At 63.7% G+C, this 19407-nt stretch carries 18 protein-coding genes; 11 read left to right on the forward strand and 7 right to left on the reverse strand.

What is annotated here, in order from left to right:
* Positions 1-46 precede the first annotated feature (46 nt).
* The 4 genes from M2267_RS06220 to ligA all read left to right on the forward strand — a co-directional run bounded on the left by M2267_RS06220 (position 47) and on the right by ligA (position 5997).
* The gene (locus tag M2267_RS06220) at positions 47-913 is read left to right on the forward strand and encodes an outer membrane protein assembly factor BamD (protein ID WP_043615925.1); all 867 of its coding nucleotides are present in this window, start codon (positions 47-49) and stop codon (positions 911-913) included.
* Positions 914-949: 36 nt separating this feature from the next.
* Positions 950-2623: a DNA repair protein RecN gene (recN, locus tag M2267_RS06225; protein WP_192446735.1), complete on the forward strand. Its 1674-nt coding sequence runs from the start codon at positions 950-952 to the stop codon at positions 2621-2623.
* Positions 2624-2778: 155 nt separating this feature from the next.
* The gene (locus M2267_RS06230) at positions 2779-3768 is read left to right on the forward strand and encodes a hypothetical protein (protein ID WP_429113270.1); all 990 of its coding nucleotides are present in this window, start codon (positions 2779-2781) and stop codon (positions 3766-3768) included.
* Between the two features lie 75 nt (positions 3769-3843).
* Complete coding sequence (ligA, locus tag M2267_RS06235; protein ID WP_429113271.1) at positions 3844-5997, forward strand: NAD-dependent DNA ligase LigA; 2154 nt, start codon at positions 3844-3846, stop codon at positions 5995-5997.
* 31 nt (positions 5998-6028) lie between these two features.
* Here ligA and M2267_RS06240 read toward each other — a convergent pair whose 3' ends face one another.
* Both M2267_RS06240 and M2267_RS06245 read right to left on the reverse strand, forming a co-directional pair.
* Positions 6029-6682 carry a CatB-related O-acetyltransferase gene (locus M2267_RS06240; RefSeq protein WP_429113273.1) on the reverse strand — a complete coding sequence of 218 codons (654 nt, stop codon included), beginning with the start codon at positions 6680-6682 and terminating at the stop codon, positions 6029-6031.
* Between the two features lie 202 nt (positions 6683-6884).
* The gene (locus M2267_RS06245) at positions 6885-7295 is read right to left on the reverse strand and encodes a VOC family protein (RefSeq protein ID WP_429113275.1); all 411 of its coding nucleotides are present in this window, start codon (positions 7293-7295) and stop codon (positions 6885-6887) included.
* 324 nt (positions 7296-7619) lie between these two features.
* Between M2267_RS06245 and M2267_RS06250 the strand changes: the two genes are divergently transcribed.
* Complete coding sequence (locus M2267_RS06250) at positions 7620-7976, forward strand: hypothetical protein (protein ID WP_429113276.1); 357 nt, start codon at positions 7620-7622, stop codon at positions 7974-7976.
* Between the two features lie 54 nt (positions 7977-8030).
* Here M2267_RS06250 and M2267_RS06255 read toward each other — a convergent pair whose 3' ends face one another.
* The gene (locus tag M2267_RS06255; RefSeq protein ID WP_429113279.1) at positions 8031-8330 is read right to left on the reverse strand and encodes a hypothetical protein; all 300 of its coding nucleotides are present in this window, start codon (positions 8328-8330) and stop codon (positions 8031-8033) included.
* A gap of 249 nt (positions 8331-8579) precedes the next feature.
* Here M2267_RS06255 and panC point away from each other — a divergent pair, with 249 nt between their 5' ends.
* The 4 genes from panC to M2267_RS06275 all read left to right on the forward strand — a co-directional run bounded on the left by panC (position 8580) and on the right by M2267_RS06275 (position 11520).
* Positions 8580-9455, forward strand: a complete 876-nt coding sequence (panC, locus tag M2267_RS06260) for a pantoate--beta-alanine ligase (RefSeq protein WP_429113281.1) — start codon at positions 8580-8582, stop codon at positions 9453-9455.
* 1 nt (position 9456) lies between these two features.
* Positions 9457-10278, forward strand: a complete 822-nt coding sequence (panB, locus tag M2267_RS06265) for a 3-methyl-2-oxobutanoate hydroxymethyltransferase (protein WP_429113283.1) — start codon at positions 9457-9459, stop codon at positions 10276-10278.
* A gap of 211 nt (positions 10279-10489) precedes the next feature.
* On the forward strand, positions 10490-11203 hold the full coding sequence (locus tag M2267_RS06270; RefSeq protein WP_043615959.1) for an AzlC family ABC transporter permease: 714 nt from the start codon (positions 10490-10492) through the stop codon (positions 11201-11203).
* Positions 11204-11205: 2 nt separating this feature from the next.
* Positions 11206-11520 (forward strand): AzlD family protein, encoded by a 315-nt coding sequence (locus M2267_RS06275; protein ID WP_043615991.1) that lies wholly within the window; start codon positions 11206-11208, stop codon positions 11518-11520.
* Positions 11521-11605: 85 nt separating this feature from the next.
* Here the strand turns inward: M2267_RS06275 and M2267_RS06280 are convergent, their stop codons facing one another.
* The 4 genes from M2267_RS06280 to M2267_RS06295 all read right to left on the reverse strand — a co-directional run bounded on the left by M2267_RS06280 (position 11606) and on the right by M2267_RS06295 (position 16459).
* Positions 11606-13441 (reverse strand): aminopeptidase P family protein, encoded by a 1836-nt coding sequence (locus M2267_RS06280; protein WP_429113285.1) that lies wholly within the window; start codon positions 13439-13441, stop codon positions 11606-11608.
* Between the two features lie 885 nt (positions 13442-14326).
* Positions 14327-15202, reverse strand: a complete 876-nt coding sequence (locus M2267_RS06285) for a 50S ribosomal protein L11 methyltransferase (protein WP_429113287.1) — start codon at positions 15200-15202, stop codon at positions 14327-14329.
* 161 nt (positions 15203-15363) lie between these two features.
* Positions 15364-15963 (reverse strand): SCO family protein, encoded by a 600-nt coding sequence (locus M2267_RS06290; RefSeq protein ID WP_043626551.1) that lies wholly within the window; start codon positions 15961-15963, stop codon positions 15364-15366.
* Positions 15964-16300: 337 nt separating this feature from the next.
* Positions 16301-16459: a hypothetical protein gene (locus M2267_RS06295; RefSeq protein WP_034792531.1), complete on the reverse strand. Its 159-nt coding sequence runs from the start codon at positions 16457-16459 to the stop codon at positions 16301-16303.
* A 370-nt stretch (positions 16460-16829) separates the two neighbouring features.
* Here M2267_RS06295 and M2267_RS06300 point away from each other — a divergent pair, with 370 nt between their 5' ends.
* Both M2267_RS06300 and M2267_RS06305 read left to right on the forward strand, forming a co-directional pair.
* Positions 16830-18929 carry a methyl-accepting chemotaxis protein gene (locus M2267_RS06300; RefSeq protein WP_429113289.1) on the forward strand — a complete coding sequence of 700 codons (2100 nt, stop codon included), beginning with the start codon at positions 16830-16832 and terminating at the stop codon, positions 18927-18929.
* A 2-nt stretch (positions 18930-18931) separates the two neighbouring features.
* Entirely contained in the window at positions 18932-19396 is a 465-nt protein-coding gene (locus M2267_RS06305) for a chemotaxis protein CheW (protein ID WP_034792537.1), read from the forward strand.
* Positions 19397-19407 lie beyond the last annotated feature (11 nt).

Genomic DNA, 19407 nt, shown 5'->3' on the forward strand with positions numbered 1-19407 from the left:
CATGTCTGGCGGGGTCCATGCCCGCAGAGTGGAACGGGAATATCCGATGGTTCTTGCAGTTTCTGTGGATTTGAAGAAGTCAGCGCGCGTCGCCGCCGTCATTGTCGCGGCTGTTGCCGGCAGCGCCCTGATCACCGCCTGCCAGAACGATCCCGATATCGACATCACCAAGCTGACGGCCGAGACCGACCCGCCGGAAGTGCTCTACAATCAGGGCCTTGCCAACCTCAATGCCGGCAAGACGACGGAGGCGGCGCGCAAGTTCGAAGCGCTCGACCGCCAGCATCCGTTCTCGGAATATGCCCGCAAGGCGTTGGTCATGAACGCCTTCGTTTCCTATCGTAACGGTCAGTACCAGGAGGCGATCAACGCCACCGGCCGCTACCTCAATCTTTATCCGCAGTCCGAAGACGCGGCCTATGCGCAGTACATCCAGGGTCTCGCCTATACCAAGCAGATCCCGGCGGTGACGCAGGACCAGAAGCCGGCCTTCAAGGCGATCGAAGCCATGCAGGCGGTCGTCGACCGCTACCCGGACTCCGAATATGTCGACGACGCCAAGTCGAAGATCCGCTTTGCCCGCGACCAGCTGGCCGGCAAGGAAATGCAGGTCGGCCGCTACTATCTCGAGCGCAAGGAATACCTTGCCGCCGTATCGCGTTTCCGCGTCGTCATCGAACAGTACCCGAACACCAACCAGGTGGAAGAGGCGCTCGCCCGTCTGACGGAAGCCTACTTCGCGATGGGCGTGACCCAGGAGGCGCAGACCGCTGCCGCCGTTCTCGGCCACAACTATCCGGACAGCCAGTGGTATTCCGATTCGTTCAAGCTGCTGCAGTCGGGTGGCCTGGAGCCACGTGAAAGCGGCAACTCCTGGATCTCGCGTGCCGCCAAGAAACTCGTCGGCGCCTGATCTTAATCAGCGCCCTCTAGGAAGATATGACCCCGGATGCTTGCCCAGCTTTCGATCCGCGATATCGTCCTGATTGAACGGCTTGATCTCAATTTCGACGCCGGGCTCTCGGTGCTGACCGGTGAAACCGGGGCCGGCAAGTCCATCCTTCTCGACAGCCTGTCGCTCGCCCTTGGCGGGCGCGGCGACGGCTCGCTCGTGCGCCACGGTTCCGACAAGGGGCAGGTGACGGCGGTCTTCGACGTGCCGATGGGGCATTCGGCGCGGCTGATGCTCAGGGAAAACGGCATCGACGACGACGGCGACCTGATCTTCCGCCGCGTGCAGTCGGCCGACGGCCGCACCAAGGCCTATGTCAACGACCAGCCGATCAGCGTCCAACTGATGCGCCAGCTCGGGCAGACGCTCGTCGAAATCCACGGACAGCACGATGACCGCGCGCTCGTCGATATCGACGCGCACCGCACGCTGCTCGACGCTTTTGGCGGCACCGCCGACGAAGCGGCGCATGTGAGCGAACTCTATCGCGCCTGGAAGGACGCTGAGCGCGGCCTGAAGAAACACCGCGAGCGGGTCGAGGCGGCCGCGCGCGAGGCGGACTACCTGCGGTCCTCGGTCGAGGAACTGGAGAAGCTCAGCCCCCGCGACGGCGAAGAAGACGAGCTTGCCGAAAACCGGGCGCGGATGATGAAGGCCGAGCGCATTGCCGGCGACATCAACGAGGCCTCGGAGTTCCTGAACGGCAACGCTTCGCCGGTTCCGCTGATCGCCTCGCTCGTGCGCCGTCTCGAGCGCAAGAGCCAGGAGGCGCCGGGCCTGCTCGAAGAAACGGTCGAACTGCTCGATGGAGCGCTCAACCAGCTTTCGGACGCGCAGATGTCGGTCGAGCGGGCGCTGCGCAACACGGAATTCGACCCGAAGGAACTGGAGCGGGTGGAGGAGCGGCTGTTCGCGCTTCGCGCCGCCAGCCGCAAATATTCGGTACCGGTCACGGAACTGCCGGCGCTTGCCGTCCGCATGATTTCCGATCTCGCCGATCTCGATGCCGGCGAGGAAAAGCTGAAGCAACTCGATGCCCAAGTCGGCGTGGCGCGGGTGGCGTTCGACGCTTCGGCGCGCTCGCTTTCCGAAAAGCGTCGCCATACCGCGACAGCACTTTCCGACGCCGTCATGGCCGAGCTGCCGGCGCTGAAGCTCGAGCGCGCGCGCTTCATGGTCGAGGTGCAGAGCGATCCGTCGCTGCCCACGGTCGACGGTATCGACCTCGTCGAGTTCCACGTTCAGACCAACCCCGGCACGCGGCCGGGGCCGATCATGAAAGTGGCTTCGGGCGGCGAACTTTCGCGCTTCCTGCTGGCGCTTAAGGTGGCGCTTGCCGATCGCGGCTCGGCGCCGACGCTCGTCTTCGACGAAATCGACACCGGCGTCGGCGGTGCGGTGGCCGACGCCATCGGCCAGCGGCTGAAGCGGCTTTCGGCAACGGTTCAGGTGCTCTCGGTCACCCACGCGCCGCAGGTTGCCGCGCGCGCGGCAACGCATCTCCTGATCTCCAAGGGTCCTTCGGCCGAGAAGGCCGAGATGATTTCCACCCGTGTTGCCCGCATGGACGACAAGGCGCGCACCGAGGAAATCGCCCGCATGCTGGCCGGCGCCTCGATCACCGAAGAGGCGAGGGCGGCAGCTGCTCGCCTGCTTTCCGGCAACGGCTAGATCATCCAGCCGCCAAGTGGAAACATTGGCAGCTGAAATGCGATCTCCTCAGAGTGCTCATCCGAACCCACGGCTGGGCTTCCTAAGCCTTTTGGTTGAATTGTTGCGCCGCTGCACCCGTGTTCTATTTCCTCTGCGGTTGGGGCACTTCGAGCATGTGGGAGAAACTTCAGCATAAACTGGAGATCCGGTTTGCGCAGATGCGTGCGCATCCGGAACTGATCCTGCTCATCGCGCTCGCCTATGCCGGCCTTATCCTGACCATAAGGGACGCGAACCAGGAATTGGGCGGCTTCGGGGTGGTCGCGTGCGTTGCGATCGCCGTGATTGCAGCAACTCTTGTCGCAAGGCTACGACGTGCCTCACAGTTCGGGCCGGCGGAGGAGGTGGCCGATCCTCAACCGCCGAACGCGGACGAAGCCACGCCGTTGGCGCTTGTGGCGCCCTGCGCGCGTGGGGACCGTTCCTATCTTGTCCGCGTCCCGGCGCCGACGGCGGTCGCCTATGATGTGGTCCGCAAGGCACAGGATGTGTTTCGCAGCGGCGCGATCGATCCCGAAGAGGATATGAAAGCGTTCCATTCCGATCCCTACAGCCTGATTTGCCTGCAGGATCCAAACGAGAACATCTTCGGCTTCATCGACTACTACGCCTTCGAGAAGAACCACTTCAAACTGTTCCTGCAGGGCCACTATGCCTTCGACAACCTGCTGGCTAGCGGCCTGCTCGCCCATCCGCAGGCGCGAAAGGCGAAGGTCGTCTATCTCGCGACCATCCTCAACCTGAGCTTCCTGCTCGATTCCATGCGTGCCGAGCGCCGGCGGCAGAACGGCATCCTCGTCTGGGCGACGGTCTCGGCGATCCTCGAACACCACACGTTCCCGCCTGATGGCATCGACATCTACAGCATCGGCTGGGACAAGGGCGGGGCTGCGATCCTGAAGATGTTTGGCCTGCAGCCGGTCAGCCGGGTGATGCGTGGCCAGGCGAAAGGCAAATGGATATACTGCAAGCGTGGCGTCCAAAAAAAGGATCTGGAGGCCATCCGCTGCCGCTATCAGAAGCGCTATGAACGCTGGTGCGAACTGGATGTCCGGCCGCTTGCCGGGCTCGCGACAGGGAGGGCCAATGCCACTGGCGCGTGAGCCGACGGCGCCGGACGGTCTTTTCTTTCCCAGCGGTTGCTCTACAAAACGACTCCGAATCCGGAGTTGTCGCGCATGTCCCAAGAATTGAAACCCGTCGAGAATCTCAACGAAGCGGAAGCGGCCGAAGCGCTTGCCTATCTTGCGGCCGAGCTTGCGCGCCACGATGCGCTTTACCACGGCCAGGACGCGCCTGAGATTTCGGATGCGGACTATGACGCGCTGAAGCGGCGCAACGATGCGATCGAGGCGCGTTTTCCGGCCCTCATCCGCGAGGACAGCCCGTCGAGGAAGGTCGGCGCGGCGCCGTCCGTCACCTTCCAGCCGGTCGTGCACGCTCGGCCAATGCTGTCGCTCGACAACACGTTTTCCGACGAGGACGCCCGCGATTTCGTCGCCTCGGTGTATCGCTTCCTCGGGCAACTACCCGACAATTCGATCGCCTTTACCGCCGAGCCGAAGATCGACGGGCTCTCCATGTCGCTGCGCTACGAAAACCGACGGCTGGTGACGGCAGCGACCCGCGGCGACGGCACGACGGGGGAAAACGTCACCGCCAACATCCGCACCATCGGCATGATCCCGCAGACGCTGCCGGCCGGCGCGCCTGATATCGTCGAGGTGCGCGGCGAAATCTATATGGCGAAATCCGACTTTGCCGCGCTCAATGCCGAGATGGCAGCACTTGGCAAGCCGCTCTACGTCAACCCGCGCAACACGGCTTCCGGGTCGTTGCGCCAGCTCGATGCCAAGGTGACCGCGAGCCGCAAGCTGCGTTTCTTCGCCTATGCCTGGGGCGAGATTTCGGACATGCCCGCCGATACGCAGATGGGCATGGTCGAGGTCTTCAAGGCCTGGGGCTTCCCCGTCAACCCGCTGATGCAGCGGCTCTCCTCGGCCGATGCGCTGCTCGAACATTACCACCATATCGAGCGCGAACGGCCGGATCTCGACTACGACATCGACGGCGTCGTCTACAAGGTCGATCGGCTCGACTTGCAGGCCCGCCTCGGTTTCCGCTCGCGCTCGCCGCGTTGGGCGACGGCGCACAAGTTCCCGGCCGAGCAGGCCTTCACCCGGTTGACGGCGATCGACATCCAGGTGGGCCGCACCGGCGCGCTGACGCCGGTTGCTCGCCTGGAGCCGATCACCGTCGGCGGCGTCGTCGTCACCAATGCGACGCTGCACAACGAGGATTACATCAAGGGTCTCGGCAATTCGGGCGAGCCGATCCGCGAGGGCAGGGACATCCGCATTGGCGACATGGTGATCGTCCAGCGCGCCGGCGACGTCATTCCGCAGATCGTCGATGTCGTCATGGACGAGCGCAGGCAAGGCTCGGAGCCCTATCGCTTCCCAACGACATGCCCCGTCTGCGGCAGCCATGCGGTGCGAGATATCAACGAGAAGACCGGCAAGGTGGATGCCGTGCGCCGCTGCACCGGCGGCTTCGTCTGCCGCGCCCAGGCGGTCGAGCACCTGAAGCACTTCGTCTCGCGCAACGCCTATGACATCGAGGGCCTCGGCTCCAAGCAGATCGAGTTCTTCTTCGAAAGCGAGGATCCGACGCTTTCGATCCGCACGGCGCCCGATATCTTCACGCTGGAGAAGCGCCAGGAGGCGTCGCTCACCAAGCTTGAAAACATCGACGGCTTTGGCCGCGTCAGCGTGCGCAAGCTCTACGACGCCATCAACACGCGGCGCTCGATCGCACTGCAGCGGTTCATCTACGCGCTCGGCATCCGCCATGTGGGCGAGACGACGGCAAAGCTGCTCGCACGCTCCTACGGCAATTACGAGCATTTCGGCACGGCGATGAGCGAGGCATCGACCTTTACCGGCGATGCCTGGAACGAGCTCAACAGCATCGACGGCATCGGCGAGGTGGTCGCCCGCGCCATCGTCGAGTTCTACAAGGAGCCGCGCAATCTCGAAGTGGTCAACCGGCTGCTGTCCGAGGTGACGCCGGAGGCGGCGGAAGCGCCGGTCGCCAGCGACAGCCCGGTCGCCGGCAAGACGGTCGTCTTCACCGGTTCGCTCGAAAAGATGACGCGCGACGAGGCCAAGGCCAAGGCCGAAAGCCTCGGCGCCAAGGTGGCCGGATCCGTGTCGAAGAAGACCGATATCGTCGTTGCCGGCCCGGGCGCCGGCTCCAAGCTCGACAAGGCCCGCGAACTCGGTGTCGCGACCATGGACGAGGACGAGTGGCTGGCGCTGATCGGCGGGTGATCCCCGCCGGTTGGCAATCGGTGGAGAGTCGTTACGCCTGCCTGCTGTCGTACTCTTCGGAGGCGGCTTTCAGGGCGGCAATATCGTCGGCGCAGATGAAACGGCGCAACGCGTCGAACTTTGATCGTTCCCACTGGTAGATGCCGAGCGCAAGCAGCGTCTCGACATCGGCCGCGGGGAAACGCTGGCGGACGGGCCGGGCAGGGTTCCCCGCAACGATGGTGTAGGGGGCAACGTCCTTCGTGACGATGGCGCCCGACGCCACGACGGCGCCTTCACCCAGCGTCACACCCGGCATGATCATGGCCCGCATGCCGATCCAGGCGCCGTCGCCGATGACGGTGTCGCCTTTGCCGACATAGGCTTCGCCGATCACGTCGAGGAAGGGATAGAGGCTCACCCAATCGGTGCGATGGGTGTGGTTGCCACCCATGAGGATCACCGCCTCGGCGCCGATCGCGACATAGTCGCCGATCCGCAACTGGTCGATCGGCCATTGCGGCTCCCAGGCCTTGAGGCTGTAGTCGTCACCATAGAGGTAGCGAACGACACTCTCCTCGAAGGATCCGGTCCAGGCGTTGCTGTAGTAGCTGTTGCTGCCGCGCACACGGATGTTCGGATTGCGTACGGTCTCGTGCAAAAGCTCGACCTTGGACCAATGCTTGGCTTCGACCTTCGTGGACATGGGATCCCTCATTCGCAATGCTTGCAAGCGAAGCTGCGCGTCGCTCGCGATTCGTATCCCGTCCCGACTATCGGATTTACCGGTCACTTTCTTCTCAAATCGGGCGCCAACCGAAGCTTTAGCGGGCACTGCGATCATTCCATCACACAAAAACGCCCGCCGCTTTTGGCGGCAGGCGCAGAGTTCGGGGCACTGTCTGAGATCAGGAGGCCTGCTGCTGGGCTGCTTCCTGATCCATCCACATGTATTCCCAGACGTGGCCGTCGAGGTCCTGGAAGGAGATGCCGTACATGAAGCCGTAGTCGATCGCCGGCTTCCAGGGCTTGGCGCCGGCGGCAAGGGCCTTGGCGAGCACGTCGTCGCATTCGGCGCGGCTGCCGGCGGAAAGGGCGGTGATGACCTCGGTGCACTTGCGGGTGTCGCTGATCTCGCCGGTGATGAAGTCGCGGAACTTCGGCTCGGTCAAAAGCATGACGAAAATATTGTCCGAGATCACCGTGCAGGCGGCGGTGTCGTCGGAGAACTGCTCGTTGAAGGTATAGCCGAGGGCGGCGAAGAACGCGCGCGAAGCCTTCAGATCCTTGACCGGCAGGTTTACGAAAATCATGCGCATGAAATGCTCCTTGGAATGGATTTTGTGTTTTGGGGCGTCAGGCCACTCCACACCATCCGTGAAAAGGCCCAACTCTTTGAAAATGCTCAACTCCGGACGAAGGACCGATCCATGGCCTCCTGGAATTGTCCTAAGGACGTATGCCGGACGACGATCCCGACACCGGCTCAAAGATTTTTTTGAGCCGGGCTGATGTGGGGTGCAGCTTGAGGTATTCAAGCGATCCGGGCTAAGGCAAAGTTGGTTGAAAATGTGCGCGTCGCGGCCTTGATCCGGGAAATCGCGATGATCGCAAAAAAAATGCCTTGAGCTGCACGAGGTTGCATGGCCCAGCTAGAACTGTCACCTGAATACTATGCGGAATGCGATGAAGGCGCTTCGTTTCGCGAAGGGGAAGTTTTTCATCGGCTCGTCAATGCTCGTGGCGGCTCGCTCGCGACACCGGTGGCTCGGTTCTTTGCTTCGCGCCCTCGTATAGCTGCGGAGGGCTTCCATAAACACACCCGGCTCGATTGTTTCATCAATGATCGGAAACTTGTTCCGCAGCCAGAACGGCTCGCCGAACGGATACTCGCTGCATTGATCCGCAACGGCTCTATCTCGGAGCCGATCTGGCTCGGCTGGCATCGCTCCGAAGAGATCGGCGGGCGAGCCCACGGTGCTGTATTCGACTTCGATTGAACGGCAGTTTGTCCGCGCCGGAGGTCGGTGAAGAACACCAGCCAAGGCGTTCTCCTACTTCACCGTGCACACACCATTGGCGCCACCCTTGCCCGCGTAGGACACGCTCGGTGAGCCGTCGGGATTGATGCTGAGCGAGATGGTGACACCGGCGCCGTACGCCTCATAGTAGTTCTCGTTGAAGACCTTGAGCTTGGCCTCCTTGCCGTTGATGTAGATCGGGCCGCCTTCGTCGGCATGGACCTCGATCTTGCCGGGGCAGGTGGCGTTGACGAGCGGGATTTTGGCTTCGGCGGCCGCGGCGAAGGCAAGCGTCGGGACAAGAAGGCTGAGAAGGCGCAGGCAGGGTTTCATCTCGCTCTCCAGCGTGGGTTGCAGGTGGCATCGATGGCCAACCGTGACAGGCTGTCGGTGGAAGTCAAGCGCGGCCGCGCGTCATCAACCTGTCATCAATCCGATTGTTTTTTTGCGCTGCACAAGATAGAGGATTGCAGCCGAATTTTATGCAAATGCCTTTTCGTGGAGCAGGTCGCGGCCATCTCCGAAGGCAGCGCGCCAGCACCCCAAAGGGCAGGGCGCCGGCGCGGATTGGAGGGTCCGGAGATGAAGACTTTCACCACCATCGCCGAGCTGCGTGCAGCGCTTGCGGAACATCGCCGCGCAGGCAAGACCGTCGGCTTCGTGCCGACCATGGGCTACCTGCATGTCGGCCATATGGAGCTGATGCGCCGGGCCCGCGAGGAAAACGACATCGTCGTCGCCAGCATCTTTGTCAATCCGCTGCAGTTCGGCGCCAACGAGGATCTTTCCAAATATCCGCGCGATCTCGCCCGCGACCAGGCGATGCTCGAAGCGGGCAGCGTCGACTATCTGTTTGCGCCGGGTGTTGCCGACATGTATCCGCGGCCGATGGAGACGGTGGTCGACGTGCCGACGCTCGGCAGCGAGCTCGAGGGCTCGGTGCGCCCGGGCCATTTCGCCGGTGTCGCCACAGTCGTCACCAAGCTCTTCAACATCGTCGGGCCCGATCGCGCCTACTTCGGCGAGAAGGATTTCCAGCAGTTGCAGATCATCCGCCGCATGGTGGAAGACCTGGCCCAGCCGGTGACCGTCATCGGCGTGCCGACGGTGCGCGAGGCCGACGGGCTCGCCTGCTCGTCGCGCAATGTCTATCTGACGGCGGAAGAGCGGCGTGCGGCGGCGATCGTGCCGAAGGCGCTCGATGAGGCGTCTCGTCTCGTCGCATCCGGCGTCTACGATGTCGCGGCACTCGAAAAGGCCGTGACCGCGTTTCTCGCGAGCGAGCCGCTGGCGAAGCCCGAGGTCGTGGCAGTCCGCGATCCCGAGACGCTCGAGACGATCGAAACGATCGGCGACCGGCCGGTGCTGCTGCTTCTCTTCGTCCGCTTCGGCACGACGAAGCTGCTCGACAACCGTGTGATCGCCCCGAAATCCGCGTCCTTTGCAAAGGTTGCCTGACATGAGCGTGCAGTCACAGAAGCGCCGCCTCAGCCCTGCCAACATCGAAGCCCTGAAGGGCGAGCGCCCTATCGTCAGCCTGACGGCCTATACGACGCCGATTGCCCGGCTGCTCGATCCGCATGTGGATTTCCTGCTGGTGGGTGATTCCGTCGGCATGGTGCTCTATGGGCTCGACACCACCGTCGGCGTGACGCTGGAAATGATGATCGCCCATGGCCAGGCGGTCATGCGCGGGTCGCAGCAGGCTTGCGTCGTCGTCGACATGCCCTTCGGCTCCTACCAGGAATCGAAGGAGCAGGCGTTCCGCAGTGCCGCGCGGATCCTCAAGGAAACCGGCTGCAGCGCGGTGAAGCTCGAGGGTGGCGCCGAGATGGCGGAGACGGTCGAATTCCTCGTCAGCCGCGGCATTCCGGTGCTCGGCCATGTCGGACTGATGCCGCAGCTCGTCAACACGACCGGCGGCTATCGTTCGGTCGGCCGCAACGACAAGGAAGTGGCAAAGATCCGCCGCGACGCCAAGGCGATCGACGATGCCGGCGCATTCGGCATCGTGATCGAGGGCACTGTAGAGCCGGTCGCCCGCGAGATCACCGCCGAGCTGCGCTCGCCGACGATCGGCATCGGCGCATCGCCGGCCTGTGACGGCCAGATCCTCGTCTCCGACGACATGCTCGGCCTTTTCAACGACTTCAAGCCGCGCTTCGTCAAGCATTTCGCCGAACTGGCACCGGCGATCTCCAAGGCGGCCGAGGCGTATGCAAACGAGGTGAAGGCGCGTAGCTTCCCCGGCATCGAGCATACGTTCCAGGTCAAGAAGTAGGCGCTAGCTGGCCCGCGCCGGCCGCATGTTCCAAGCGACAAAGCGCACCGGTTTCTTGATCGGTGCGCCTTTTGTTCAAGCCTCGTTCGCCGAGGCATCATAAAATTCAATCATTGTATCAGCGCATTTGAATTGTTGCCGGGGGCGCAAGCGCCTATCAGTCCGGCACCGGCCGCGCGGCGCGTCATCGCCCCGGCCGGCGGAGGTTTCCATGAAAAAAGATGAATTCTGGGAAGGGGTCCGCGGCGGCTTTCCCATCATGCTGGCAGCATCGCCCTTTGGCGCGCTGTTCGGGGCGCTTGCGGTCGACAACGGCTTTACCATTGCCGATGCGGTGTTCATGAGCGCGACCGTCTATGCCGGCGCCAGCCAGATGGTCGGCATCGAGCTCTTCGGCAACCATGTCCAGCCCTGGCTGGTGGTGCTCTCGGTCTTTGCCGTCAACTTCCGCCATGTGCTCTATTCGGCCTCGATCGCCAAATATGTCCGGCACTTCACCTTCGGGCAGAAGTTCCTCGCCTTCTTCCTGCTGGTCGATCCGCAATATGCCGAGACCGAGAAGCGCGGCGAGCGCGGCTTGCCGATCACCTTTGCCTGGTATCTCGGCTTCGGGCTGATCATCTACGTTCCCTGGATCATCAACACGCTGGTCGGCGCGATCTTCGGGCAGATGATCGGCGATCCCAAGGCAATCGGCCTCGATGTCCTGCTGCCGGTCTATTTCATGGGCCTGGTCATGGGCTTCCGCAAGCGCGACCGCTTCCTGCCGATTGTCATCGTCTCGGGGCTGGCTTCCGTCGCCGGTATGCATTTCGTCGGCTCGCCCTGGCATGTCAGCATCGGCGCGCTCGCCGGCATCTTGCTTGCCGCCATCCTGCCGCCAAGCGGACAGGCTGCAGCGCCCGCTGTCGAGAAGGAGGCATGACGATGGATCCGCAGCACCTGAACCTCATCTATCTGATCGTCGCGGCGGCCGTTGCGACCTTCCTGACGCGTGTCGGCGGCTACATCCTGATCACCCAGATGAAGCAGATCCCGCCGCGGCTGGAGGCGGCGCTGAACGCCGTTCCGGCGGCCGTTCTCACCACACTCGTGGCGCCGGCCTTCGTCTATGGCGGGCTCGACGTCACGATCGCCATGTTCATCGCCTTTGCCATCGCGCTCGGGCTGAACCTCTCGACGCTGCGCATGCTCGTCATCGGCTGGGTCGTGGTGATGGTGATCCGCCACCTGGTGATGTAAGGCCAATAAGCGCCCGGTATCGGGAAAGCAAAAACGCCGCGCTCAAGGAGCGCGGCGTTTTTTATTGGGTCGTTGGGCGACTGACTCAGCGTGAGAGCGCTTCCGTTGCGGCCTTCAGCCAGGCGCGGGTCTCGTCGCTCGCCAGCAGCGGCATCAGCTTTTCGCGCGTCTCGGCGTGATAGGCGTTGAACCAGGCGAGTTCCTCGTCGGTCAACAGCGCCGGCAGCACCAGGCGACGGTCGATCGGGCAGTAGGTGATCGTGTCGAAGCCGAGCATCGGCAGGTCGCCACCGTCCACCATTGCTGCCGGCTGCACGACGATGAGGTTTTCGATGCGGATGCCGAAGGCGCCGGGGCGGTAGTAGCCGGGCTCGTTGGAGAGGATCATGCCGGCCAGCAGTTCCTGCGTCGAAAGACGGGCGATGCGCTGCGGGCCTTCATGCACCGAGAGATAGGAGCCGACGCCGTGGCCGGTGCCGTGGGCATAGTCGGCGCCCGCCTTCCAGAGCGCGATGCGGGCCAAGGGATCAAGATCGACACCGCGCGAACCCTTGGGGAAACGCGCCGTGCTGATCGCGATCATGCCCTTCAGCACCAGGGTGAAGAAGCGCTTCTGCTCTTCCGGTACCGCGCCAATGGCGACCGTACGGGTGATGTCGGTGGTGCCGTTGATGTATTGCGCGCCGGAATCGATCAGGAACATGGTGCCCGCCTCGATCGCCTGGTCGGTGGCGGTGTTGACGCGGTAGTGCATGATCGCGGCATGCGCGCCGGCGCCGGAGATCGTGTCGAAGGAGATGTCCTTCAGCGGGTTCTGCATGCGCTCGCCGACAGTGGTGCGGGCCGCTTCCAGCTGGTTGGTGGCAACGATCTCGGTCACCGTGCCCGGCTGCTGGCCGTCGAGCCAGGCGAGGAACTCGACCATGGCGGCGCCATCCTGCAGATGGGCGCGGGTCGAGCCTTCGATTTCGGCCGTGTTCTTCTGGGCGCGGGGCAGGCGGGCGGGATCGACCGCCTCGACGATCTTGCCACCCTTGGCGCGGATCAGTTCGGAAATGGCAAAGGACGCGAGGTCCGGATCGATCATGACAGACGCGCCGGCAGTGCCGAGTGCGGCCAAGCGATCGTCGAAGGTCGACGGTGCGACGATCTCGGCGATCTGGGTGAGATAGGCTTCCTGCTCGATGCCGGTCTTGCGCTTGTCGAGGAAAAGCTCGGCGCGACCGTCGGCGTGGATGATGGCGCGAGCCAGCGGATGCGGAGTGTGCGGTACGTCGGACCCGCGGATGTTGAAGGTCCAGGCGACGGAGGAGGGGTCGGTCAGCACGACGGCTTCGGCGCCCGCCTTGGAAAGGCCGGCTGCGATCGTCGCGATCTTGTCCTTGGCGAGCGTGCCCGCATGCTCGATCGGCTGGATCGTCACCTTGCCGAGCGGGGCAGCCGGACGGTTCGTCCAGATCCTGTCGAGCGGGTTGTGATCGAGGAAGACGAGCGAGCCGCCGAGGGTGGCGAGCGCCTTTTCCAGCCGGCGGACTTCCGCACCGGTGTGCACCCAGGGATCGATGCCGAGCTTGAAGCCCTTGGTTCCATGGTTTTCCAGCCAGAGATGCGGCGGCTCGCCGATGAGGTCGCCACCGGTAAAGACGGCGCCATCGACCTGTTCCTTCAATTGGGTGACGTAGCGGCCATCGACGAAGACGACGGCTTCACGTTTCGTGATGAGGGCGACGCCGGCCGAACCGGTGAAGCCGGTCAGCCAGGACAGGCGCTCGGACGAGGCCGGCACATATTCGCCCTGGAACTCGTCGGCGCGCGGCACGAGAAAGCCGTCGATGCCGAGGGCCGCGAAGGACGCGCGCAGGGCTTCGGTGCGCTCCTTGCCGAACTGCGGCGTGGAGGTGACTTCAAAAGACTGAAACATGAGGGAATTCCGGTAGATTGAGCGGCAAACCGCGGGAAAAGATGGGCCATGTTAGCGGAAACGGCCCTTTGGAGGAAAGAGGCGATATCCTGCGATGGCGGCCTGATCCGCGATTGGTGCAAAGCTGCAGTTGTGCTGCGGTAAGAGAGCAATTGCCCATTTACCATACATATGCGCTCAGCGCATGGCACCCATGCTCAGAAAACTCTTTCTCTATCGGAATAATGGTTTATAAGCCGCCTCAACGAACACGGACGAACATCCGGTGGTTCAAAAAGCTGCGGTTCCGAGAATAGTTGGTCACTCTGTTCTCCTCCTCCCTCAAGGGTGGTCAGCTTCGGAACAGTAGACGCCCGCTCGAGCACTCCTCCTCCTCAGGCTCGCGGGCATGGTTGGCCACAAGCCACCCAGCAGGCGATGCCTCTGGCATCGCCTTAGTTTCGAAAGGCCGCCCGTCATGAAGGACGAGGCGGCCTTTTCGTTTTTCCGATTTGGTTTGGCTCTTGACGGCGTTTGCCGCCCGTCTGTGCTTGACGCTTTCACGGCCCCGCAAACACTTCGTCGCAACATTTCAAGAGATTGCCCCTCACCCTAACCCTCTCCCCGCAGGCGGGGCGAGGGGACGTGCCCGGTGGCGCTGCCAGGAGCCAGGGGCTCGATCTCCGTGCGTGGCAATGCCGCAAGCCGCTTGGCACAAGGCATAGCGCAAGCACCCGACGAGAGGGCGTGCTCGATGGAGAGATTACGAATCGGAGTTGAATTGGTGGCTGAGCGGGTGCCGCAAAGTCCCTTCGCCCCGCTTGCGGGGAGAAGGTGCCGGCAGGCGGATGAGGGGCGCCTCCTAACCGCGCGGATGAGGGCAAGCCCAAGGCGCGCGCTACGCCCTCACTTCTCCAGGTGAATCGTCACCCAGCCGTTGCGCCAGATGGTGCGCACGTGGCGCAGGTGCTGGCCGTTGTAGTGGGCAAGCACCTTCCAGCGCTGTTCGGCGAGAATGCCTGAGAGAATGACCGAGCCGCCGGGGGCAAGGTTGGCGACGAGTTGCGGCGCCATCTTCATCAAGGGGCGGGCGAGGATGTTGGCGATGATGAGATCGAACGGGCCGTTGGTGCTGAAGGCTGTCGAGTGAAAGCCGGGGGCGGTCGCAAAGGTCATGCCGGTCACGACGCCGTTGACGCGGGCGTTTTCTTCGGCGACGCGGGTGGCGATCGGGTCGATGTCGGTGGCAAGCACCGGCACGTGCATCAGCTTCCAGGCGGCGATTGCGAGCACGCCGCTGCCGGTGCCAAGATCGAGCACGTTCTTCACGGTGCGGGTGCGCGCGACGGTGGCCAGCACTTCGAGGCAGCCGGCGGTGGTGCCGTGATGGCCAGTGCCGAAGGCCTGGCCGGCGTCGATCTCAATCGCGATCTCGCCGGTCTTGACCTTGTCGCGGTCATGCGAGCCATGCACGACGAAGCGGCCGGCGCGCACCGGTGCCAGACCCTCGAGCGACTTGGCGATCCAGTCGATATCCGGCAGCACTTCGCGGGTGATCGGGAGATGCGCGAAGTCCTGCGCAAGCGCATCGACCAGGCGCTCGTTCACGCTCTCCTCGTCGACCATCATCATGTAGATCGAGGCTTCCCAGATGTCGCGCTTCTCGTCGACTTCCGTCGTGCCGATGGCATAGTCCTCTTCGCCGAAGACCTCGCTCATGCGGTCGAGCACGGCTTCCGCCTGCTTCTCGGTGGTGGTGACGAAAAGTCTGATCTCGCTCAAGGGTCCGTCCTTCGGCTGGCAAATCCGCCGCCCGCACCAGACTGTGAAAGGGGTGCGCTCGAGCGTCGGCAATCGTGTGCTGTGCGCTATCACGATTGCCCTGCAAAGGCAAAGCGCCGGACGGGGCCGGCGCTTGCATCTTCAGGTCAGGATCGAAGGGCTCAGCCCTTGGTCAGGTTTTCCAGCTTCTTGACCGCCGTTTCCGGGTTCTCCTCGTAGGCGATCGTGCCGGAGAACTTGCCGTTGGCGTCGAGCAGGAACACCGATGCGGTGTGGTCCATCGTGTAGTCGCCATCGGGCTTGGCGGCGTCGACCGGCACCTTCTTGGCATAGACGCGGAAGCCCTTGACCATTTCCATGACCTTGTCGGCCGGGCCGGAAATGCCGGTGATGCGCTTGGAGACGTTGGAAACGTACTGGCCGAGGATTTCCGGCGTGTCGCGCTCGGGATCGACGGTGATGAAATAGGCCTGCAGCTTGGTGCCGTCAGGATCGACCTTTTCCAGCCAGCCGTTCAGTTCGAACAGCGTCGTCGGGCAAACCTCGGGGCAATGGGTGAAGCCGAAGAAGAGCGCCGTCGGCTTGCCGGTGAAGGCCTTCTCGGTGATTTCCTTGCCGTCCTGGGCAACCAGTGTGAAGGGAACGCCGAAGGGGCCGGATGCCGCCTGCTGCTTCGACTGGGTCATTTCATAGGTTAGCCAGCCCAGGATACCCGCCATGACGACGACGGCGGCCCAAAGGACGATGCGGATGGTTTTCATGCGTGCTACCGATGTGTTGGGGCCGAGGACGGCCGTGTCCGGTTGATCGGCCCTTGATACCGTCTTCACGGACCCCGCGCAAATGGGACAATTGCCGCAGGTTGTGACAGCGGGGTGAGCATTTTGTCGGGCGGCTGCCACTCATCCCGCTGCCGCGACCTTCCGTCGTGACGGGGAGAAGGGACCGCACGGCCACCTCCCGCTCCGACAATGAGCCTCAGTGCGCCAACCCCCACCGCAGAAGAACGGCACGGCGACGTTTCGCTCGCTCTCGTCCCTTCTTCCCGCAAGCGGGAGAGGGTTAGGGTAAAGGGTAAAACTTAGAGGCGTGGCCGCGCTAAAAACACCAGGAAAGGCCGGACTGGGCGAGCGCCAGGAACATCTCGGCGCCGTTTTCCATCCAGCCGCGGAAGGCAAGCAGCAGCACGACGGCGATCGCGGCCGCAAGGGTTGCGACGAGAGGAAGGCGGATCGAGCGCTCGGTCTTCGTGTTCATGGCGTCATCATAACAGTTCGGGCGGCAAGGGGAAGCGGGCGTGCTTGCCGACGGGCCGTGGTTCTGCACGGGCCCGACCAGACCGGGGTGAAAAGCGGCGGCCGGCGCGCCGATGGATTGTGCCCTTAAATGCCGGGAAAACCGGCGCTTGCAGCAAATATGCGCAAACTCGAAAATAAGGCGTTTTCCCTGGGGATCTATGGGGCGCCTTAGCGAATGTTTAAGGTCTGTTTGACAGTGTTTTTCCAGCGCGGGGGGAGCGTTGTGCTCCGACATGACATGAGGTCATCCGGTTTGATCGAGCCCGGTTTTCCGCATCGATCCTAACGGAGGATCCGGCCCGCGCCGGGTCCGTGAGCATGGACTGTCTATGACTGCCGCATCTTCCCCATTGAAGCGCAATCTTTCCGTAAGCCAACGGCTGGCAACGCTTGCCGGTGCCGCTTTCGTCGGTTTCGGCTCCGTGCTCGGCGTCGGCTGGTACGAGGGCCGCCAGGCCAACGATGCCCTGCAAGGCGCGCTCGCCGCGCAGAACGGGCTGACCACGGTCGACGAGGTCCGGCTTGCGACCACCAATCTCGTGCTCAATGCGATGGACAGCATCATCGACCGCGAGGAGGGCGCGATCCAGCCGGCGCGCGCCGCCAGCATCGCCGAGATCCTGAAGCTGCTCGAGACGAAATCGACCGATATCAAGGCGCTTGCCGGTCTGCTCGGCCGAAGCGATGCGCTTTCGACCTTTGACGCCGACGTGGCCGAACTGCGCCAGGCGATCGGCACGGACCTGAAGGCGCTGATCGAGGGCAAGGCTTCGGCCGACGACTTCGGCAAGATCGACGACGCGATCGACGGCGCCGGCGAACGGGTGGCTCAGGCGCTCGCCAATCTCTCCGAGGCGGCAGCCACGCTGGTTCAGACGCGCGTTGCCGAGGCGCGCGCCACCTCCGACCAGGCGTTCCAGCTTCAGCTCGCCTCTGGCCTCCTTGCCATGGCGACGCTGCTTTACCTGCTCTGGTTCCATGGCAGCACGCTTAGGCGGGGCATTCTGTCCTTGCGCGACGGCATGCAGCGGATCCAGAAAGGCGAACTTTCGACCAAGCTGGAAGCACTCGACCGTGGCGACGAAATCGGCGCGATGGCGCGCTCCGTCGACCTCTTCCGCCTGTCGGCGATCGAGAAGCAATCGCTCGAACAGAGTGCCGCACACAGCCGGCGCGAAATCGAGAAGGAACGCGAACAGCAGCAGCACGAGCGCGAGGAGGCGGTACGCCGCATCCAGGCGGCGATCGACACTCTCGGCCGCGCCCTGACGCAGCTTGCCGACGGCGATCTCGCGGTTGCCATCGACCGGCCGTTCGACGGCAATCTCGACCAGCTGCGGCAGAACTTCAACCAGACGGTCGAGCGGCTGCGCGTGGTGCTTTCGAGCGTCAAGGACAATGCGCTTTCGATCGAATCCAACGGCCGGCAGATGCGCGCGGCCGCCGACGACCTGGCGCGCCGCACGGAGCGGCAGGCCGCCTCGCTGGAGCAGACCTCGGCGGCACTCGACGAAATCACCGTCACGGTCCGCACCGCGACCCAGCGCGCCGAAGAGGCGAGCCAGATGGTCGACCAGACCCGCACCAATGCCGAGGAGTCCGGCCGCATCGTCGGCCAGGCGATCGCCGCCATGGCGCGCATCGAGGGGGCCTCGAACGAAATCGGCAAGATCATCAACGTCATCGACGAGATCGCCTTCCAGACCAACCTTCTGGCGCTGAATGCCGGCGTCGAGGCGGCACGCGCAGGTGAGGCCGGCAAGGGCTTTGCGGTCGTGGCACAGGAAGTGCGCGAGCTGGCGCAGCGGGCAGCCGGTGCTGCCAAGGACATCAAGGCACTCGTCAGCCGCTCCGGCACCGAGGTCGGCTCAGGCGTCAAGCTGGTGCAGGCGACCGGCGAGGCGCTTGGGCGGATTGGCACCGATGTCGCACGCATCAACGAATTGATGACCTCGATCGTGATGGCGGCGCGCGAACAGTCGACCGGCCTCAACGAGATCAGCACGGCCGTCGGCCAGCTCGACCAGATGACGCAGCAGAACGCAGCGATGGTCGAGCAGACCAACGCCTCCAGCCATACACTGGCGCAGGACGCGGAGCGACTGACGGACCTCGTCGGCCAGTTCCGCGAGGGGCACACGATGCAGCGCGCCATGCCGACGGCGGCGCCGACGCCCGTGACGCCGGCGGCAAGGACCGCTGCGCCGGTGCCGGCAAAAGCACCTTCGGTTTCAGCCGTTCAGCGACCGGCAGCCAAGGGCACCAGCGAAGCGGTGCCTCTGCGCAAGATCGGCGCGGCCAAAATGGCCTCGTTTCCAACTCCATCCCCCGCCAAGGCCCTGATGGGCAAGCTTGCGGGCGCATTCGGCAACAAACCGGGCTCGGTGCCGTCGACGACGGCCTCCGGTGAGAACTGGGAAGAATTCTGATCATGAGCAACGCAATCAAGCAGTCCGGTGCCTATCTCGAAATCGTGTCGTTTCACCTCGGCGACCAGGAATTCTGCATCGATATCATGGCGATCCGCGAAATCCGCGGCTGGGCGCCGGTGACGCCGATGCCGCACACGCCGCCCTACGTGCTCGGTCTCATCAACCTGCGCGGCGCGGTGATCCCGGTCATCGACATGGCGGCCCGCCTCGGCATGAAGATGACCGAGCCGTCGGAGCGCTCGGCGATCATCGTTACCGATATCGCCGGCAAGCTTGTCGGTCTGCTCGTCGAGCAGGTCTCGGACATGATGACGATCAAGAGCGAAGCTTTGCAGCCGGCGCCGGAGATCATCCCGGAAGCGCAGCGCGCCTTCTGCCGCGGCATCGTCGCGCTCGAAAAGACCATGGTCTGCTTCCTCAACCTCGACACGGTCATCGCCGACGAGCTGGCCCAGGCCGCCTGAGACAAGCTTGT

The sequence above is a fragment of the Ensifer sp. KUDG1 genome (assembly GCF_050434285.1).
Lineage (GTDB): Bacteria > Pseudomonadota > Alphaproteobacteria > Rhizobiales > Rhizobiaceae > Ensifer.

Coding starts and splice junctions, on each gene's coding strand:
- M2267_RS06220 (WP_043615925.1), top strand. CDS start 47: ATGGTTCTTGCAGTTTCTGTGGATTTGAAGAAGTCAGCGCGCGTCGCC.
- recN (WP_192446735.1), top strand. CDS start 950: ATGCTTGCCCAGCTTTCGATCCGCGATATCGTCCTGATTGAACGGCTT.
- M2267_RS06230 (WP_429113270.1), top strand. CDS start 2,779: ATGTGGGAGAAACTTCAGCATAAACTGGAGATCCGGTTTGCGCAGATG.
- ligA (WP_429113271.1), top strand. CDS start 3,844: ATGTCCCAAGAATTGAAACCCGTCGAGAATCTCAACGAAGCGGAAGCG.
- M2267_RS06240 (WP_429113273.1), bottom strand. CDS start 6,682: ATGTCCACGAAGGTCGAAGCCAAGCATTGGTCCAAGGTCGAGCTTTTG.
- M2267_RS06245 (WP_429113275.1), bottom strand. CDS start 7,295: ATGCGCATGATTTTCGTAAACCTGCCGGTCAAGGATCTGAAGGCTTCG.
- M2267_RS06250 (WP_429113276.1), top strand. CDS start 7,620: ATGGCCCAGCTAGAACTGTCACCTGAATACTATGCGGAATGCGATGAA.
- M2267_RS06255 (WP_429113279.1), bottom strand. CDS start 8,330: ATGAAACCCTGCCTGCGCCTTCTCAGCCTTCTTGTCCCGACGCTTGCC.
- panC (WP_429113281.1), top strand. CDS start 8,580: ATGAAGACTTTCACCACCATCGCCGAGCTGCGTGCAGCGCTTGCGGAA.
- panB (WP_429113283.1), top strand. CDS start 9,457: ATGAGCGTGCAGTCACAGAAGCGCCGCCTCAGCCCTGCCAACATCGAA.
- M2267_RS06270 (WP_043615959.1), top strand. CDS start 10,490: ATGAAAAAAGATGAATTCTGGGAAGGGGTCCGCGGCGGCTTTCCCATC.
- M2267_RS06275 (WP_043615991.1), top strand. CDS start 11,206: ATGGATCCGCAGCACCTGAACCTCATCTATCTGATCGTCGCGGCGGCC.
- M2267_RS06280 (WP_429113285.1), bottom strand. CDS start 13,441: ATGTTTCAGTCTTTTGAAGTCACCTCCACGCCGCAGTTCGGCAAGGAG.
- M2267_RS06290 (WP_043626551.1), bottom strand. CDS start 15,963: ATGAAAACCATCCGCATCGTCCTTTGGGCCGCCGTCGTCGTCATGGCG.
- M2267_RS06295 (WP_034792531.1), bottom strand. CDS start 16,459: ATGAACACGAAGACCGAGCGCTCGATCCGCCTTCCTCTCGTCGCAACC.
- M2267_RS06300 (WP_429113289.1), top strand. CDS start 16,830: ATGACTGCCGCATCTTCCCCATTGAAGCGCAATCTTTCCGTAAGCCAA.
- M2267_RS06305 (WP_034792537.1), top strand. CDS start 18,932: ATGAGCAACGCAATCAAGCAGTCCGGTGCCTATCTCGAAATCGTGTCG.